The following is a 17,203-nucleotide window of genomic DNA, read 5'->3' on the forward strand; positions in this document are numbered from 1 at the left end:
ACGAGAGGAGCAGCCGACATGCCGGTTCTGAAGGCCGATTTCGGCGCCTGCCAGGGCTACGCCAACTGCGTGGATGCCGCGCCCGACGTGTACGACATCGATGACGACGGTGTCGTGGTGCTGCTGCGCACGGAGATCTCAGAGGAGGAACGGCCGCGCATCGAAGAGGCAGCCCGCAGCTGCCCGGTCAACGCCCTGACCATCGAGGACGCATGACTGGCACGGTCCTCGTCGTCGGGGCCTCCATCGGTGGGGTCCGCACCGCGCAGGCGCTGCGCAGCGAGGGCTTCGACGGTCGGATCGTGCTCGTCGGGGCGGAGCCACACGCGCCCTACGACAAGCCGCCGCTGTCCAAGCAGTTCCTGTCCGGGGCCTGGGAGCTGGAGAAGGTACTGCTCCTGACCGCGGAGCAGGCCGCGGCCGACGGCATCGAGCTACGGCTCGGCTCGCCGGCCACTCGTCTGGACGTCGCCGGAAGCCGGCTGTTGCTGGCAGACGGCGAGGCGCTCGACTACGACAAGCTCGTGGTGGCCACGGGCGCCTCTGCCCGCCCCTCGCCATGGCGTCCCGAGTCGGGCGTCCACGTAGTGCGCACCCTCGACGACAGTCGGCACCTCGCGGATGCCCTGCGTCAGGACGGGCCGGTGGTCGTCGTCGGCGGCGGGTTCATCGGGGCCGAGGTCGCCGCGACCGCGCGCGGTCTCGGCCACGACGTGACCGTGGTGGACCCCATGCCGACGCCGATCGGCCGGGTCGTCGGCCCGGAGATCGGGTCGATATTCGCCGAGCTGCACCACCGCCACGACGTGGCCACCCGGTTCGGCCTGGGCGTCGAGGGAGTCGAAGGCGTTGCCGGGAACCTGCGGGTCCGGCTCACCGACGGCAGCACGCTCAACGCGGCGACGGTGGTCGTGGGAATCGGCGCCGTCCCGAACGACGGCTGGCTGGCCGACTCAGGCCTTGCGGTCGAGAACGGCGTGCTGTGCGACGAGTACTCGCGCGCGGTGGACGCCCCCGACGTCTTCGCCGTGGGGGACGTCGCGCGGTGGTTCCACCCGGGCTACCGCGAGCACGTCCGCGTGGAGCACTGGACCAACGCGGTGGAGCAGGCAGTGATCGCGGCCCACAACATTGCCCACCCGGACGACCTGCGGCCGCACAGCCCGGTGGAGTACGTCTGGAGCGACCAGTACGACTGGAAGGCACAGATCGTCGGCCGTCCGGTGCTCGGCGTCCGGCACGAGATCATCGGGACGCTCGAGGGCGAGCGCCCGCGCGGCGCGGTCCTGTACCAGGACGACGCCGACCGGCTCTGCGGAGCGGTCACCGTGAACTGGCCCCGGGCACTGGTGCAGTGCCGGCGGCTGGTGACCGGTCACGCCGGATACGACGAGGCGCTGGATCGGATCCGCGCGCTCGTGTCGGCGGGGCCGGCCATGGCCGCTGTGCCTGCAACGAGCGCAGATGGCTGAGGGGTCGCGAAGGACACGAGGGGCCCCGCCGGTGCCCACCCACTCGCCGCCGGCTCGGCGGCCCGGTGGTAGCCGCTCTCTGCAAAGCAGACGGAACGTACGCTTGCACCGTGTCGTCCGCCGAAATGCTGCCCCGCGCTCCCTCATACGGCAGTACACCGCAGTACCCGATCGAGTCCGTCGACAACGCGCTTCAGGTGTTGTTGCTCCTCGGAGAATCGCCGAGCCTCCGGCTCACCGACGTCAGCCGTTACCTGGGCGTCGCCTCGTCCACGGCGCACCGGCTGCTGGCGATGTTGCAGTACCGCGGCTTCGTCCGGCAGGACGCCGCGACGCGCGGTTACGTGCCAGGCCCCACGCTGGACGGGCTTGCCTTCGGCGTGCTGCGCAGGCTGGACGTCCGAAACCGCGCCCGTCCCGTGCTGGAACGCCTGAACGCGGACCTGGAGGAGACCGTGCACCTCGGACGGCTCGAGGGCAACGAGGTCCACTTCATCGACTCCCTGGAGAGCGGCCGCGCACTACGCGTGGTTGGGCGGCTCGGCAGGTCCATGCCCGCGCACTGCACGTCCACCGGAAAGGCGCTGCTCTCCGAACTTCCGGAGGACCAGGTGCTGCGGCTCTTTCCGGAGGAGGAACTGCCCCGGCTCACCGCCAACTCCATCGGCACGCGCACGGCGCTGCTGAGGGAGCTGGCCCAGATTCGTCGGCGGGGCTACGCCCGCAGCCTGGAGGAGGCCGAGGAAGGGGTCAGTTCCGTGGCCGTCCCGCTGCACTCCACGCAGTCGCCCCGGCTGGCCATCAACGTATCGGTCCCGGCCAGCCGGATGACCGACATGATGCAGGATGCCGTCATCGGCCGTCTGCAGAAGTCGGCAGAAGAACTGGATCATCTCCTGCTCTGACCGCGGCACCCGGGCCGGCATGACCGGCGTCGGCGAACTGCTGGCCCTGGTCTCCCTGCTGCTGTTCAGCGCGAACGCTCTGCTGATCGGGCCGGCGGTCCGGCGGTTGCCCCAGGACCTCGGTTTCCTGCTCGGGCTGACCAGCAATGTGGTCGTCGCCGCTCTGCTCGTCCTGGGGCAGTACGCCCTCGGGGGGCCGGGGTCGCCACCCGAGTGGGACGCCATCGCGCTGTTCGCGCTCGGCGGCCTGCTGACCTCCTACCTGGGGCGCTGGTTCTGGACCAAGTCGATCGCCACGATCGGTCCCACCCGCGCCAGCGCCATCCAGGTCAGCAACCCCTTCTTCGCTGCGGTGGCGGGGTGGTTCCTGCTCGATGACCGGCTCCCCCTGGTCGCGGTGGTCTACGGGCTCGCCGTGTTCGTCGGACTGAACCTCGCGTCCCGCCGTCGGAGCGGGGATCCCGGGGAGCCGGGCAGCGGATCGGTCTCGCTCAAGCACCTCGGGATCGGCCTGCTCGGTGCGCTCGCTTACGGCCTGGGCAACGTCGCGCGTGGCGCGGGTGTGCGCGACTGGGAGGCGCCGATCGTCGGCAGCCTGATCGGCGCGGCCGTAGGTCTGCTCGTCTACGGACTGGTCAACACCGATCTCCGCAAGCTCCCGAGTGCCGTACGCGGTGCCGATCCGGTCGGTCGACGGATGTGGCTGCTCAGTGGCGTGCTGACGATCGGCGCACAAACTTGTCAAATCGCGGCTACGCAGTACATACCCGTGGCCATCGCCGTGGTGATCTCCGTATCGGTCCCGGTGATCGTCTTGCCTGTCAGCGTCATCTTCCTCCGCCGGGAGGCGATCGGAGTGCCCACGGCCGCCGGTGTCCTGCTCATCCTCGGGGGTGTCATAGGCCTCGTCGTCAGCTGAGCCCCCGGGTGCCACGCACCGGGTGATTGACTCCAGGACGAGGCCTGCAGTAGAACTCTGCGCTACAGAGCAGTGTTCTGGGCGGGCGCCCTGTCCCCCCACCATGTCGAGCGGAGTCGCTGAACCGATGGACAACGACCTCTTCCCCTACAGCCCGATCGTCGACCGGCCTGCCATCCGGTGGCCAGGGGGTGCGCGGGTCGCCTTCTACCTGGGCCTCAATGTCGAGCATTACCCGATCGACAGGCCGTCCACGAACATCTTCGGTGGCACCGCCGGGCTCACACCCGACGCGCTGAACTACGGCTGGCGGGACTACGGGCCGCGCGTGGGCATCTGGCGGCTGATCGAGAGCCTGGACCGGCACGGCGTGCCGGCCAGTGTGCTGCTCAACTCCGACGTCTGCGCGCGATACCCGCAGATCATGCAGGCCGGAATCGACCGGGAATGGGCCTGGGTGGCGCATGGTAGGGACAATTCGACCTACCAGGCGGGCATGGACCGGGAGACGGAGCGCGCGTATCTCACCGAGGTCGTCGACACCATCGAGGCCGCCATCGGCCGGCGTCCGCAGGGCTGGCTCGGCCCGGCATTGACCGAGACGTTCGACACCCCGTCCTTGCTCGCTGAGCTGGGGTTGGGTTACACGCTGGACTGGACGAACGACGATCAGCCCTACGAGCTCGCCGTGCCCGGCATGCTGAGCGTGCCGTACTCGATCGAGATGAACGACGTCACGCTGTTCGTGAGCAAGAGCTACACTGGCCCGGAGTTCCTGGAGGCGGTCAAGGATCAGCTTGACCAGCTCTACGCGGACTCGGCGGACTCCGGCCGCGTCATGGCGCTGTGCATCCACCCTTTCAGCGTCAATCAGCCCTTCCGGCACAAGTACCTGGACCAGGCGCTGGAGTACATCGCCGGGCACGAGGGCGTCTGGCTGACCACCAGTGACCGGATCGCCGAGGTATACCGGGAGCAGCGCGGACCGGGTCGGCCCGGTTCCACTGTTGCGGAGGAGATCGCCCGATGAGCGACGTCGTTGCCGAGTACCAGCGACTGCGTCAGGAGTTCCGGGACAAGGGCTTCGGTAGCCGAGTCGGCTTCGGACAGCGGCCGGCCCTGCTCGCCGTCGACTTCATCACCGGTTTCACAGATCTGCGGTCGCCACTGGCGGGGGACCTGGACAGCCAGCTGGCAGCGACCAACCGGCTGCTGGAACCGGCCCGGGCAGCCGGTATCCCGATCATCTTCTCCACTGTGTCCTACGATGCCGAGCTGCAGGAAGCCGGCGTCTGGGTGCGGAAGATCCCGGCCAACAAGTGGCTCGTGGAAGGCAGCGAGTGGGTCGAGGTGGACAAGCGCCTTGATCAGCGTCCCAACGAGACGACGCTGATCAAGAAGTACGCCTCATGCTTCTTCGGGACCGATCTGGCGGCGCGGCTCGTGTCCCGGCACGTGGACACGCTGATCATCACGGGCTGCACGACGAGTGGCTGTGTCCGCGCCACCGCCGTCGACGCCTGCTCGTTCGGGTTCCACACCATCGTGGTCGAGGAGGCGGTGGGGGATCGTGCGGCACTGCCGCACGCCGCGAGCCTGTTCGACATCGACGCCAAGTACGGCGACGTGGTGAGTCTCGACGAGACGCTGGCGTACCTCTCCACCGGCGTCGCCTCCTGACCGGATCGTGACGCGAGGTGCCCGTGCCTCGGGGGCGGGCGCTGTCGTCCCCGCAGCGCAGGTCGGGGACGGCCGTCGTCTGCGCTGCCGGACACGGATGCGCACCGCGGTGACCGCGTCCAAGCCAGTTCGCGCTCATCGTCACGTCGATGAGGTGGCCCCCGAACTTCTTGCCGTCGGGGTCGTCCCAGCGAAGCATCAGCACGTCACCCAGCCGGCCGTCCTGACCGACACGGGGCGGCCCGCTCCGCGTGGTCGCCGGTGGCCCACCTCGACGCGACGGTGTCCGTGTCCGGGCCGCACGTCCAGGCAAGCCCGGGGAGGCAGGTCGGACGCCAGCGGACTCGTTCGCCCACCCTGCAACCGCGGCGCTGCGGGTGACGGCCGGTCCGGAGGCGGTCGTCACCGGCACCAGGCGAAGCAGTCGCCAGGGCAGCTGCCAGTTGACGCGTGCGGCCGTGCTGCCATCCGGCGGGCCTTGACCGGTCGCCACGCACCGAGCCGGAATTGCCCGCGCATCCGCAGGTTGACCGACCGCACCAGTGCGTACCGGTCGCGATGGTGCGGGTCAGCCAGCGACGGGCAGCGGCGCGACCATGTCATCGCTTGACTGTCCAGCCGGCTGGGTGATCGACGCCAGAGAGACCCAGTCAGCGCGGGTGACGCGTGCCCCACCGGCGACCGGACAACCCGCGGCGCGTCCTCCCCACGCCAGAACCTCGGCCGGTGTGGGCCCAGGTGTGGAGGACGGTCGCCAGCAGCGAGGCGTTGGTGGGGCGTACCGGCCCACGCGTCGCTCCTGGGGCGACGATTCGCCCCTGACCCGAGCGAGGAGGGCCGGCAGTAAGCCCACCCCATCGGTAAGGGAGCCGACGGCGAGCAGGCCGCCGGTGGTCAGTAGGGAGGACACCGGCCACAAGTCACAGCTCACCTCCCTGACCGCTGATCGATTCCTCAGCTGGGCACATCGGCCGAACGCAGGCCTTCGGTGCGCTGAGCAGGTGCAGAAGACGGTGCGGCGCGGCCACCACGACGACTATCCAGGTGCGAACGCTCTCACGCCCGTTCCTCCGGTTACTCCCGCGACGGTCGCGCCGGCGAGTGGCCTCGTCGACGGGCCTGCCTGGGAGGCGGCGCCCCGAGGCGCTCCGGGACTCCGATTGCCAGCGGGAGCTGATGGGTTCCTCCGGGTCGGAAAAGCCATGCTTCGCTCCCTGCGCCAGACCGGCCATCTCCGCAGGACGGAAGGCGGCACTGGACAGCAGACACCCCGAATGATCTAGTGGGGTGGCGGCGCTCACACAAGCGGCGGGACGCGATGGTGGGTTTACAGGAGGTGTCATGGCCTACGTGATCGGGATCGACATCGGTGGAACGTTCACCGATGCGTTCGCGGCGGACGAGCACGGCAAGGTGGCGGGGGTAAAGACGCCGTCCACGCCACCGGACTTCTCGCAGGGTTTCCTTACCGTGCTCGACGAACTCGCCGGGTCCCTCGGAACGACAACCGAGGACCTGCTCGCCGACACTCACTACATTGTGCACGGAACGACGTCAACCCTGAACGCGCTGGTCACCGGAGACGTCGCTACGGTCGGTTTCCTTACCACGCGCGGCCACGCCGACTCGATCGCGATCATGAACCTGGAGGGCCGATACGCCGGCCTGGGTGCCGACCAGGTCCAAGACATGGTTCGGACCGCCAAGCCTGCTCCTCTGGTTCCCCCACGACTGGTGCGCGAGATCAACGAGCGGATCGACCACAAGGGCTCCGTGGTCGTCGAGCTCGACGAGGACGGCACCCGGACGGCGATCCGCGAGCTGGTCGCAGCAGGCGCCCAGGCGATCGCGGTCAGTCTTCTGTGGAGCTTCCGGAACCCTGCGCACGAGAAGCGGATCGGCGAGCTGGTGGCCGAGGAGGCGCCCGACGCCTACGTGGCGCTCTCCTGTGAGGTGAGCCCACGGATCCGGGAATACTCCCGTAGCGCGACCACGATCATGAACACCCAGGTCGGACCCCGGCTGCGGGACTACCTCCGGCCGCTGGAGGCGGAGCTGCGCTCTCGTGGCTTCGAGGGGTCACTGCTGGTCATGCAGGGGTCCGGCGGCTGCGTCGACTCGGCGGATGCGCCGTCCCGGGCGATCACGACCATCGGCTCGGTGCTCACCGGCGGCGTCGTCGGGTGTACCCGGCTGGCCAGTGAGCTGGGCCACCGCAACGTGATCTCTACCGACATGGGCGGGACCACCTTCCTCGCCGGGCTGGTGGTCGACGGCGAGCCGGTCTCCACGACCAGCACCGTCCTGAATCAGCACCAGCTCAACGTGCCGATGGTCGACGTGCACACGATCGGTGCTGGCGGCGGTGCGATCGCCTGGGTCGACAGCGGTGGCAATCTGCACGTCGGCCCGCGTAGCGCCGGCGCCCGGCCGGGCCCGGCATGCTACGGCGAGGGCGGCACCGAGCCGACCGTCACTGACGTCGACCTGCTGCTGGGCATCGTCAACCCGGACAACTTCCTGGGCGGACGCAAGCAGCTCTCGAAGGAATTGGCCGCCGAGTCCGTGCGAAAGCACATCGCCGAGCCACTCGGGCTTTCCGTCGATGACGCGTGCGCGGCGGTCTACGCCATCCAGAACGCGCAGACCGCCGACCTGGTCCGCAAGGTCGTGGTCACCTCCGGACACGACCCGCGCGACTTCGTCCTGTACGCCTTCGGTGGCGCTGGCCCGATGCACTGCGCCAGCTACGCCGCAGACCTCGACGTCAGTGAGGTCGTGGTCCCGCTCGGGCCGACGGCCGCGGTCTTCTCCGCCTACGGTCTCGCGGCCTCGGACATCGTTCTCACCGCTGAACTATCGGCGCCCAGCAATTTCCCGGTGGAGCCGGAGGTGTTCAACGGCGCCTTCGCCGGGCTGCGCAGGGAGCTGGAGAGCCGCCTGTCGGCCCAGGCGCTGCGCTTCTCCGAGGTGGCGTACCGGAATGAGGTCGATATGCGATACACCATGCAGCTGGCGGAAGTGGCCACCCCGGTGCCCACCGGCGAGCTGGACGCGGCCGATCTGGACGCCGTCGGGGCGTCCTTCGGGCAGCGCTACGAGCAGCTGTACGGGAGGGGCTCGGGGTTCGCCGAAGCCGGTCTGCAGTTGATCACCTACCGCACACAAGCGGTTGGCGTCCTCCCCATCCGGCCAACGCTTGGTGCCGTAGAGCAAAGCTCGGGAGATGCCCAGCCGACCAGCCAGCGGCGGGTGTTCCTCGATGCGCGGCGGGGCTGGCAGGACGCTGACATCTATGACTACGGCGTGCTCGCCGAGGGGCACGAGCTGAAGGGGCCCGCCGTCGTCGAGGCGCCCACCACGACCGTCGCCCTGCCCGAAGGCTGTGTCGGCCGGGTCGACCGACTCGGCAACCTCGTCATCCGTTACACGCAGGCCTGAGAGGAATCCGTAGATGCCCGTAATTCCCGTGGCCGGTGCCGAGAGGTTCGCCAACCTGCCGGCTTCGCCAGAAGAGACCCGTCGCATCGTCGGCGACTCGCTGCGACTGCACGACGTCGACCAGGCGACCGTCGACGCCCTTGACCCACTCACGTACGAGGTCATCCGGCACCGCCTCACCTCGATCACTGAGGAGATGGGTGAGGCGCTGAAGCGGATGTCCGGGTCCGTTGTGGTCACCGACTGCAACGACTTCGACGCTGCGATCATGGACGAGGTCGGCGACGTGGTGCAGGTCGGCCTGTACAACACCGAACTGGCGGCTTCGCTGGACATGGCCGCCAACTGGACGCTCCGGGAACGCTGCGCTCGCCCAGGGATCGGTCCGGGCGACATGTTCCTGTGCAATGACCCCTGGGTTGGTGGCGGTCTGCACCAGAATGACGTCAGTCTCTTCGCTCCGCTGTTCGTTGACGGCGAGCTGTTCTGCTGGACTGGCGCGGTCGCGCACCAGGTCGACCTGGGGGGGGTCTCACCAGGAAGCTGGTCGGTGGGGGGCAGCGACGTCTTCTGGGAGTCGCTGCCTACCCCACCGGTCAAGATTGTCGAGGGTGGAGAGATCCGGACCGACATCGAGGACGTCTGGCTACGTCGTTCCCGCGTTCCCAAGCTCGTCGCGCTGGACTTGCGAGCCAAGATCGGCGCCAACAACGTCGCGCACGAGCGGTTGCGCGCGCTGTGCGAGAAGTACGGCGCGGGCACCGTGAAGGCCGTCATGCGCCGAACAATGGACGATGCTGAGTCGCGGCTGCGAGCGAAGCTGCGAGAGCTGCCTGATGGGTCCTGGACGTCGGTGGCCCATCAGGACTCGGCTCGGTCTGGCGACCGGGGGATCTACAAGATCGTCCTCAAGTTGACGAAGGACGGCGACAGACTGGTCTTCGACTTCACCGGCACTGATGCGCAGGTGGACGGTCTGATCAACTGCACGTTCGCTGGGTTGCGCGGCGGCATCATGCCGGTCGTGTTGACCATGCTCTGTGGCGACATCCCCTGGGCGTGCGGGGGGATCTACCGCTGCATCGAGATCATCAGCGAGTCGGGGACGATCAACAATGCGACCTTCCCGGCCGGAGTCGGGAAGGCGTCGGTGGCTTCTGCGTGGGCGACCATGAATGTCACAACCGAGTGCCTGGCCGGGATGCTGGACACCCACCCGGAGCACCGCAAGCGGCTGATGAGCGTCTGCTGCGGCACCTGGGACTTCGCCCTGCTCGCCGGGGTCGACCAGCGCGGTTTGGGTTTCGTCACGATGCTCTGCGACTCGATGGCCGGGGGACTGGGTGCCCGGTCGGACTCCGATGGCGTGGACACCGGTGGGCTGGCACCCATCCCGATGGGACGGGTGGCCGACGTGGAGATGAATGAGTTTGCCTTCCCGATGCTCTACTTGTGGCGCCGGGAGGAGGCCGACTCCGGCGGCCCCGGCCGCTTCCGAGGTGGGGTGGGGGCATCAAGCTGTTTTCTCCCGTACGACAGCCCTCTCGGGGGCGTGCACCTGGTGGTCTCGGCGCCCGGTAAGGCGCTCCCGCTGGCCAACGGCCTGTCCGGCGGGCTGCCCGCAGGTACCCAGCATGACGTGCTCCTGCGGGGTACCGACATCGCCGCGCAGTTCGCAGCCGGTCGCATCCCCGGATCGCTGGCCGAGCTCTCGGGCAGCACCGACCTGCTGCCCGCCCACCACGAGACCGATCTAGGTCCCGATGACGTCTATTACACCCACTGGCAGGGCGGCGGCGGCTACGGCGACCCACTGCTCCGCGACCCCGTGGCCGTCGCTGCCGACGTGGTGGCCCACAAGGTTTCGCCCCGAGGGGCGGAGGAGGTGTACGGCGTCGTGCTGGACGCCGACTACGCGACCGACCTGGACGCGACCACTACCCTGCGCGCGGCACTTCGCCGCAGCCGCGCAGGGGTCGACGACAAGGAGATTCCCGCATGAGCGTGTTCATCGACGAGAACCTTGAGCAGGACGATGCAGGCCTGGTCAGCTGCCGGCACTGCTCGGCGCGGGTGGGCGTGGCCGCCGACCCATTGCGGGATGCGCGTGTCCGGGAGAGCGCACCCAGGACGGCTGGGCCGTCGGTGCGCGCAGAGGCCAGCAACTTCACCGACCGCGAGGTGGTGTTCCGGCAGGCCTTCTGTCCGGAGTGCCTGACCCTGCTGCAGGCCGAGATCGTGCCGGCCGATGAGCCGTCGTTCCGCATCCGTTCGCTGAAGCTGGTGGGCGCGTGACTCGGCTGGAAGGGCGGGTGGTGGTCGTCACCGGCGGAGGTCAGGGACTCGGGCGGGCCTACGCCCAGCGGATCGTCGAGGACGGCGGCACGGTCGTGATCGCCGACCTAAACGAGGAGAAGGGTTCCGCGGTGGCTGCGGAGCTCGGCGCCGACGGGGCGACCGCTCGGTTCCATCACCTCGACGTCGGCGACCCGGCTTCAGTCTCCGCGCTCGCCGATGCCGTCACCGCCGAGTTCGGTGCGGTGCACGGGCTGGTCAACAACGCTGCGATCTTCTCCACGATCGCCATGAAGCCGTTCTGGGACATCCCGATCGACGAGTGGGACCGGCTTATGTTGGTCAATCTCCGCGGGCCCTGGTTGTTGACGAGCGCGCTGCTGCCAGCGCTGCGGGCGGCCGGTGGAGCCAGCATCGTCAACGTCGGCTCCGATGCCGTCTGGCTGGGCCGCCCCGGGTACCTGCATTACATCGCCAGCAAGGGCGGGGTGACCGCGATGACCCACGCGATGGCTCATGAGCTCGGCGGAGACCTGATCCGGGTGAACTCCATCTCACCCGGCGCGACCTACACGGAGGTGCCACGCGGCACCGTCTCGGCTGAGCAGAAGGCGGCGATGCAAGCCGCTCAGGCCTTGCACCGTGACGCAGAACCCGCCGACATGGTCGGCGTCCTGGCTTTCCTCCTCTCTGAGGACAGCCGCTGGGTCACCGGTCAGACCCTGAGCGTCAATGGTGGCCTGCTGCACCGCTGACCCTGGACGTCGGGCCCGATCAGATATCCGCCCGACGCGCAGCGTCCCAACCCACCGATCCCCTACAACGGAGGACCAGGACAAAATGACCTTGCTGGGCAGTGTTCACACCGTGCTCGACCGATCGTTCGAGGTGCAGCTGGGTGGGCGTGCGATGCCCACTGCGGCGCGTTATGAGGTGGAGGATCCGACCACCGGGCGCCGGTTGGCTGATGCGCCGGATTGTTCGGCCGAGGAGGTGGACCGGGTGGTCCGCGCGGCTGCGCAGGCGCAGCGGGCGTGGGGGCGGTTGCCGGTGAGGTCGCGGGCGGCGAAGGTGCGCGAGTTCGCCGGGGTGCTGCGGGCGCACGCCGAGGAGTTGGCGACCCTGGATGCGCTGGATGCGGGGTTCCCTCTAGAGGTGATGCTTGCCGACGTGGAGGCCGCGGCCACGTTGCTGGAGATCATGGCCGATCTGGGCATGTCCCTAGGCGGGGCGACCTATCCGCTTTCGGGGAACCTGCACTACTCGATGCAGGAGCCGTACGGGGTCGTGGCGCGGATCGTGCCGTTCAATCATCCGATCCTGTTCGCGGGGGGCAAGGTCGCCGCCCCGCTGGTGGCCGGTAACGCCGTGGTGCTCAAGGCACCGGATCAGACGCCGCTGTCGGCCTTGCGGATGGCGGAGTTGGCCGCTGAGGTCTTCGGGCCCGACCTGTGCGCGGTGATTACCGGTCGCGGCGCGATCAGCGGGCAGGCGCTCACGACGCATCCGTTGATCCGGCGGATCGGCTTCATCGGTGCACCGGACACCGGCCGGTTGATCCAGCGTCAGGCCGCGGAGAGCGGCGTGAAGTACGTGAGCCTGGAACTGGGTGGGAAGAACGCGCTGATCGTGATGCCCGACGCCGACCTAGCCAGAGCGGCCGACAGCGCCGTCTTCGGAATGAACTACACGCTGACCGCCGGACAGTCGTGCGGTTCAACCAGCCGGCTCCTGCTGCACGAGTCGATCGCCGATGAGGTGCTCGCCTCGGTGGTCGAGCAGGTGAGGGCCATCCGGGTGGGCCACCCGCTGGCCGAGGGGACCCAGATGGGCCCCGTGATCGATCGCAAGCAGTACGAGAAGTCCATCAAGGCGATCGAGGCGGCGACGGCGGCGGGGGCTCCGGTGCAGGTCGGTGGCGGCCGGCCGGACACCGTGGGGGAAGAGGGCTGGTACGTGGCCCCGACCGTGCTGGGCCCGATGACGCCAGACAATCCGGCTGCGGTGGAGGAGATCTTCGGCCCGGTCCTCTCGGTGATTACTTTCCGCGACGAGGAGGAGGCCATCCGGATCGCCAACTCAAGCGAGTACGGGCTCACCGCCGGAGTCTGGACCAACGATGTCACCCGGGCACACCGGATGGCCGCGGCGCTGCAGGCCGGCTACGTCTGGATCAATGGGAGCGCGCGGCACTACTGGGGTCTGCCCTTCGGCGGGATGAAGTCCTCCGGGGTCGACCGCGAGGAGTCCGTCGAGGAGCTCCTGTCTTACACCGAGACCAAGGCGGTCACCGTCGTCCTCGAATGACAAGTCTGCGCGGCGGCACGCCTGGGCGTGCCGCCGCACCCAGCCCTGGGCCGCCGCGGTGGCCGGCACGTCCCCCGCCGCAAAGGCATTGAGCCAAACACGTCCAGTTGCCAGGCCAACCGGTCTGTCCGGCGCCCGGTGAGCATCTCCGGGTGCCAGGCGCCTCCTCGTGATGGAAAGGTTCGACAGTGAAGGTCGTCGGTGCAGGAAAGAGGGCCCGGGCAGCGGGACTCGCCACGTCTACGGTGGCAGTTCTGGTGCTTGCCGCCTGCGGGGGCTCCAGTCTAAGCGACACCGGGGGTGGGAGTGGGGACACGGAGTCCGTGGACATCGGACTGCTAGTACCACAGTCCGGCGTCTACGCGCCCATCGGGGAGGACATGGAGCAGGGCTTCCGCCTCTGCCTCGACCAAGCAGAGGGTCAGCTCGGCGGGCGTGACGTCAACGTCGTCGTCGCCGACGAGGGGGAGAGCCCCGACACCGGTGTGCCCGCGGCGCAGGGCCTCTTGGAGGACGGCGTCAGCGCCGTCGTCGGTGTGGTGAGCAGCGCCGTCGCCCTGGGCGTCCAGGACGCTTTCACCGAGGCACAGGTCCCGCTGGTGGTCGCGAACGCCGGGGCCAACGCGATCACCGGTCCCGACGTCTCGGACTTCGTCTGGCGGTCCTCCCACCGGATCGAGGACGTGTCCGGCTCCATCGGCGCCTACGTTGCCGAGCAGGTGGGTGAGGGGAGCGTCTTCGTGATTGCCCCCGACTACGCCGCCGGACGCGAGCACGCTGCAGCGTTCCGCAAGACCTTTGAGGGGGCCGGCGGCACCGTGGCCGGCGAGGTGTTCACTCCGTTCGGCCAGACGGAGAACTTCCAGCCGTTCCTGTCCCAGATCGAGCAGTCGGGCGCATCGGCCGTCTATGCCTTCTTCGGTGGCTCGGAGGCGGTCAGCTTCGCCCGGCAGTACAACAGCTTCGGTCTGAGCCAGAATCTGCCGCTTTTCGCGGCCGGGTTCGTGACCGAGGGCGGGGAGCTGGAGGCTCTCGGCCAGGACGCCGAGGGCATTCAGAACGTCCTGCACTACTCGCCCCAGCTGGACACCCCGGAGAACCAGAAGTTCGTCGAGGCGTACACCGCCGCCTACGAGGAGCCGCCGACGGTCTACTCCGTGCAGGCCTATGACGCGTGCCAGTCCTTGGACCAGGCGCTCGAGGTGGGCACCAGCGGCCCGGAGATCGTCGAGGGCCTCGAGGGCATCGATACGATCCCCAGCCCGGCTGGCGAGTGGAGCTACACCGACACCCACCAGGCCTCCTACACCTACTACCTCCGCGAGGTGCAGATGCAGGACGGCCAGCCCGTCAACGCCATCATCCGCCCGCTCACCGAGCAGTAGTCACGAGGGCGGTGTCGTAGGTAGCACCTGACCTACGACACCGCTCCCCTCACCGAGGAGCAGGAGTCCCGCCGGTGTTCGGCTTCTTCAGCAGCAACCTCATCACGGTGGTCGACGGCATCGCGTTCGGCGTCCTGCTGTTCACCATCGCCCTGGGTCTGTCCCTGGTCTTCGGGGTCATGGATGTGCTCAGCCTGGCTCACGGATCGCTCTACCTGATCGGCTCGTACATCGCCGTGTCGGTCAGCACCGCCTTCACTCCCACGTTGGGCTTCTTCGTGCTCGCGTTGGTCCTTGCGGTCGCCCTCGGCAGCCTCGCCGGCGCCGGGCTGTCGTTCCTGACCCGTCCGCTAGCCTCCCGGGGGCACCTCGACCAGGCTCTGCTGACCTTGGGCGTCGCGTTCGTGGTGGGCGACCTGCTCGCCCAGCAGTACGGCCGGGAGGTGCGAACCGTGGCGCCGCCGAGCCCGTTCGACGGCAGCGTGAGCGTCTTCGGCAGTACCTACCCCACGTACCGGTTGGTCATCATCGCCGTCGGCCTGGCCCTGGCGATCGCCGCCTATTTGGTCATCGAGCGCACGAAGATGGGTGCGCTCGTGCAGGCCACTGTGGCCGACGCGCAGATGGTCCGTGCCCTGGGCGTCAACACCGGGCGGCTGATGACCGGGGTGTTCGCCGTCGGCGCGGCGCTGGCCGCGTTCGGTGGGGTACTGGGCGCACCCATCCTGAACGCAGCGCCGGGCCTGGACAACCGGGTGCTCATCCTCGGCTTGGTGGTGGTCGTGATCGGTGGTCTGGGCTCGGTCGCCGGCGCCTTCGTGGGCGCGCTGGTCATCGGTCAGGTGCAGACCCTCGGTGTCTCGCTGGCGCCCAGCTACGCCGCGTTCCTCACCTTCGGTGCCATGGCCCTCGTGCTGCTGCTGCGGCCCGCGGGCATCCTCGGGAAGGGACGGCTGGCATGACCTCGGACCTGGGGACGTCCTCGCGTACTGACCAGGCCGCGCGCCCCGACACCGGTCCGGCCCGCGGTCGGGCGGGGCGGGCGCCGCGGCTGGTGCTGGCGGCCGCACTCCTGCTTGCGCTGGTGGCGGTCCCGTTCGTCGTACCCAGCGACGCAGCCAACCTGCTCAGCCGGATCCTCGCCTTCGCCCTGCTCGCCGTGAGCCTCGATCTGCTCGTCGGGGTGGGGGGCATGCCGTCGCTGGGACACGCAGCGCCCTTCGGCGTCGGCGCGTACGTCGCCGGCATCACGGCCAAGGAGCTCACCGCCCTCGCACCCGTCCAACTGGTGGCCGCCGCCGTAGCCGGGGCGGTGTTCTCCGCCCTGGTCGGGTGGCTGATCGTGCGGGTCCGGGGCACCTACTTCCTCATGCTGACCCTCGCGGTGGCCGAACTGGCCCGCACAGCGGCCGACCAGTGGGACCAGGTCACCGGCGGCAGCAACGGGCTGGTCGGCATCCCTGCGATCCAGGTGGTCCCCGGCGGGGGGCCGCTCCTGCTCGCCGGCTTCCGCTACTGGTACGTCCTCGCCGTGGCCGCCCTCGGGTTCGGGTTGATCGTCGCGATCTCCCGCAGCGCCTTCGGTCGGTCGCTGCGGGGCATCCGCGACAACGAGGACCGGATGGCCTCGCTAGGCTACTCGACCTTCCGGGTCAAGTTCACCGCGTTCGTCCTCGCGGGGGCGTTCGCCGGTGCCGCCGGTTCGCTGTGGACGGTGCAGTCGAGGTTCGTCTCGCCCGCCGACCTCGGGTTCAACGTCTCGGCCATGGCACTGCTGGCCGTGGTGATCGGTGGCCGCGGCCGGCTGTGGGGCGCGATCCTCGGCGCAGCGCTGGTGATCTTCATCCGCGACGAGGTCGGCGCCCAGCTGGGCGGGCGCGGACCCCTACTGCTGGGCATCACGTTCATCGCCGTCGTTTACCTGTTGCCGCGTGGCTTCGCCGGTCTGCGCTTGCACCGGCCCGGGAGGAAGGACCCAGCATGACCGCCGTACTGTCGTGCACGAACGTGACCAAGCAGTTCGGGTCGCTCAAAGCGGTCGAGGACGTCACCCTCAGCATCGAGAAGGGGGCACGGCACGCGCTCATCGGACCGAACGGTGCTGGCAAGTCCACACTGTTCAACCTGGTCGCCGGCACGCTGCGGCCGACGTCCGGGGCCATCATGCTCGATGGTGTCGACGTCACCCGGCGGTCCGCCGCCTGGCGGTCCCGCGCCGGGCTTGCCAAGACGTTTCAGCACTCAAGCCTCTTCCTGTCCCTGCCGGTGGCGGACAACGTCGCCATGGCCGCCCAGCGCACGTCCGGCCAGGGGATGAGTCTCCGGCGGCCGGCCCACCGGCTCCCCGGGGTGGACGACGTGGTCGCCGAGTGCCTGGCTGCCACTGGGCTGAGCGGCCGCGCCTCCCGACCCGTCAGCGACCTGTCCCACGGCGAACGTCGACAACTGGAGGTGGCGGTGGCCCTCGCGACACGACCGCAGTTGCTCCTACTCGATGAGCCCACGGCAGGGATGTCGGCCGCCGAAAGTGGGCGCTTCGCCGAACTGATCGAGTCCCTGCCCGGGGACGTGACCGTGCTGATCATCGAGCACGACCTCGAGGTGGTGTTCCGGCTAGCTGAGCGGATCAGCGTTTTGCACCTGGGCCGGCTGCTCGCCGATGACGACCGGGAGAGCATCCGACAGAACGAACAGGTCCAGCGGGCCTATCTGGGCGATGCCCGGCCGGAGGACCTTTTCCACCCGGCGGCCGGCTTGTGAGCGCGGATCTCGTCGTAACCAACCTGCGCGCCGGGTACG

15 protein-coding genes are annotated in these 17,203 nt (G+C 69.0%); all 15 read left to right on the forward strand.

Annotated features, from left to right (window positions below; genetic code table 11):
* Positions 1 to 18: 18 nt before the first annotated feature.
* The 15 genes from GCU67_RS13785 (at position 19) to GCU67_RS21410 (ending at position 17,164) form a co-directional block, all read left to right on the forward strand.
* Complete coding sequence (locus tag GCU67_RS13785; RefSeq protein ID WP_163611796.1) at positions 19 to 216, forward strand: ferredoxin; 198 nt, start codon at positions 19 to 21, stop codon at positions 214 to 216.
* Complete coding sequence (locus tag GCU67_RS13790) at positions 213 to 1,472, forward strand: NAD(P)/FAD-dependent oxidoreductase (protein ID WP_163611797.1); 1,260 nt, start codon at positions 213 to 215, stop codon at positions 1,470 to 1,472. Before GCU67_RS13785 ends, GCU67_RS13790 begins: the two co-directional genes overlap by 4 nt.
* 110 nt (positions 1,473 to 1,582) lie before the next feature.
* Entirely contained in the window at positions 1,583 to 2,377 is a 795-nt protein-coding gene (locus GCU67_RS13795; protein ID WP_211661386.1) for an IclR family transcriptional regulator, read from the forward strand.
* Positions 2,378 to 2,396: 19 nt separating this feature from the next.
* A complete protein-coding gene (locus GCU67_RS13800; protein ID WP_163611798.1) occupies positions 2,397 to 3,296 on the forward strand; it encodes a DMT family transporter in 900 nt (299 codons plus the stop codon).
* 127 nt (positions 3,297 to 3,423) lie between these two features.
* Positions 3,424 to 4,326: a polysaccharide deacetylase family protein gene (locus GCU67_RS13805; RefSeq protein WP_163611799.1), complete on the forward strand. Its 903-nt coding sequence runs from the start codon at positions 3,424 to 3,426 to the stop codon at positions 4,324 to 4,326.
* Entirely contained in the window at positions 4,323 to 4,976 is a 654-nt protein-coding gene (locus tag GCU67_RS13810) for an N-carbamoylsarcosine amidohydrolase (protein ID WP_163611800.1), read from the forward strand. Before GCU67_RS13805 ends, GCU67_RS13810 begins: the two co-directional genes overlap by 4 nt.
* Positions 4,977 to 6,317: 1,341 nt before the next feature.
* Positions 6,318 to 8,417, forward strand: a complete 2,100-nt coding sequence (locus tag GCU67_RS13815; RefSeq protein WP_163611801.1) for a hydantoinase/oxoprolinase family protein — start codon at positions 6,318 to 6,320, stop codon at positions 8,415 to 8,417.
* A 28-nt stretch (positions 8,418 to 8,445) separates the two neighbouring features.
* Entirely contained in the window at positions 8,446 to 10,419 is a 1,974-nt protein-coding gene (locus tag GCU67_RS13820) for a hydantoinase B/oxoprolinase family protein (RefSeq protein WP_211661387.1), read from the forward strand.
* On the forward strand, positions 10,416 to 10,712 hold the full coding sequence (locus GCU67_RS21405) for a hypothetical protein (RefSeq protein WP_211661388.1): 297 nt from the start codon (positions 10,416 to 10,418) through the stop codon (positions 10,710 to 10,712). Before GCU67_RS13820 ends, GCU67_RS21405 begins: the two co-directional genes overlap by 4 nt.
* Positions 10,709 to 11,467 (forward strand): glucose 1-dehydrogenase, encoded by a 759-nt coding sequence (locus tag GCU67_RS13825; RefSeq protein ID WP_163611802.1) that lies wholly within the window; start codon positions 10,709 to 10,711, stop codon positions 11,465 to 11,467. The genes GCU67_RS21405 and GCU67_RS13825 overlap by 4 nt, the downstream gene beginning before the upstream one ends.
* An 85-nt stretch (positions 11,468 to 11,552) precedes the next feature.
* Positions 11,553 to 13,019 carry an aldehyde dehydrogenase family protein gene (locus tag GCU67_RS13830; protein WP_163611803.1) on the forward strand — a complete coding sequence of 489 codons (1,467 nt, stop codon included), beginning with the start codon at positions 11,553 to 11,555 and terminating at the stop codon, positions 13,017 to 13,019.
* Between the two features lie 323 nt (positions 13,020 to 13,342).
* Positions 13,343 to 14,404, forward strand: a complete 1,062-nt coding sequence (locus GCU67_RS13835) for an ABC transporter substrate-binding protein (protein ID WP_163611804.1) — start codon at positions 13,343 to 13,345, stop codon at positions 14,402 to 14,404.
* 74 nt (positions 14,405 to 14,478) lie between these two features.
* Entirely contained in the window at positions 14,479 to 15,366 is an 888-nt protein-coding gene (locus GCU67_RS13840) for an ABC transporter permease subunit (protein ID WP_163611805.1), read from the forward strand.
* On the forward strand, positions 15,363 to 16,388 hold the full coding sequence (locus tag GCU67_RS13845) for a branched-chain amino acid ABC transporter permease (protein ID WP_163611806.1): 1,026 nt from the start codon (positions 15,363 to 15,365) through the stop codon (positions 16,386 to 16,388). The genes GCU67_RS13840 and GCU67_RS13845 overlap by 4 nt, the downstream gene beginning before the upstream one ends.
* The gene (locus tag GCU67_RS21410) at positions 16,385 to 17,164 is read left to right on the forward strand and encodes an ABC transporter ATP-binding protein (RefSeq protein WP_163611807.1); all 780 of its coding nucleotides are present in this window, start codon (positions 16,385 to 16,387) and stop codon (positions 17,162 to 17,164) included. The genes GCU67_RS13845 and GCU67_RS21410 overlap by 4 nt, the downstream gene beginning before the upstream one ends.
* Positions 17,165 to 17,203: the final 39 nt, after the last annotated feature.

The organism is Modestobacter muralis (assembly GCF_010682105.1).
Classification (GTDB): Bacteria; Actinomycetota; Actinomycetes; order Mycobacteriales; family Geodermatophilaceae; genus Modestobacter; species Modestobacter muralis.